We start from the raw sequence: 1,125 nt of genomic DNA, 5'->3' as shown, positions 1-1,125 counted from the left end.
ACGCGGTCGCTGGTCAGGACGATGTCGGCGGCCTCGGAGGAGGCGGTGGAGCCGTGGGCGCCCATGGCGACGCCGACGTCGGCGGCGGCGAGGGCGGGGGCGTCGTTGACTCCGTCGCCGACCATGACGGTGACGGCGCGTTCGCGTTCGGCGCGTACGGCGGCGACCTTGTCGGCGGGGCTGAGTTCGGCGCGTACGCCGTCCAGGCCGAGGACGGCGGCGACCTCCCGGGCGGGTGCGGCGCGGTCGCCGGTGAGCATCAGCAGGCGTTCGATGCCTGCCGCGCGCAGGTGGCGCAGGGTGCGCGGCACGTCGCGGCGGAGGGGGTCGCGCAGCAGAACGGCGCCGGCCAGGCGGCCGTCGACGGTGAGCCAGGCGACGGCCGCACCGTCGAGGAGGGCACGGTTGTCGGCCGCCCTGGCCCAGGCCGGCCGTGCGCCCGTGGTGTCCGCACGGCCGACGGAGATCCGGTGCCCGTCCACGTTCCCGGTGGGGCCCCGGCCGGGTTCCTCGGTGACGTCGGAGGGGACCGACAGCACCAGTCCGCGTTCCCGGGCGGCGTCGACGATGGCCCGGGCCAGGATGTGCGGCGAGTACTGGTCGAGCGAGGCCGCCAGGCGGAGGACCTCGGCGGGTTTGACGTCGGGGGCGGCGACGACGTCGACGACGCGGGGGCGTCCCCCGGTGAGGGTGCCGGTCTTGTCCAGCAGAAGGGTGCGGGCCCGGCCGAGGTTCTCCAGCGCGCCGCCGTCGCGGATGACGACACCGAGGCGGGAGGCGCGGGAGAGGCCGGAGACGATGGCGACCGGAGCGGCCAGCAGCAGCGGGCAGGGAGTGGCGACCACCAGGACGGCGACCGCGCGCACCGCGGAGCCGCTGATCAGCCAGGCCAGTCCCGCCACCGCCAGCGACAGGGGCAGGAACCAGGCGGCATAGCGGTCCGCCAGCCGTACGACGGGCGCGGACTCGGCGCCGGCCTGCCGCGCCAGCCGCACGATCCCGGCGTAGGTGCTGTCCTGTTCGGTGGCCGTGGCACGCAGCTCGAACGCGCCTCCGGCGTTGACCGCGCCGCTGCGCACCTTCTCGCCGCGGGTCCGCTCGACCTGGAGGGGCTCACCGGTGAGC

The 1,125-nt window shown here is 76.4% G+C and carries 1 protein-coding gene; it reads right to left on the bottom strand.

Features of this window, described 5'->3' with window-relative positions:
* Positions 1-1,125: heavy metal translocating P-type ATPase (locus tag CCN35_RS26555; protein ID WP_143631858.1), on the bottom strand; the 1,125-nt coding region annotated here is incomplete at both ends.

It is taken from the genome of Streptomyces thermovulgaris (genome assembly GCF_002155915.1).
GTDB lineage: Bacteria > Actinomycetota > Actinomycetes > Streptomycetales > Streptomycetaceae > Streptomyces > Streptomyces thermovulgaris.
Note: the sequence above shows the minus strand (reverse complement) of the source record. Positions and strands in the feature narration are given on the sequence as shown.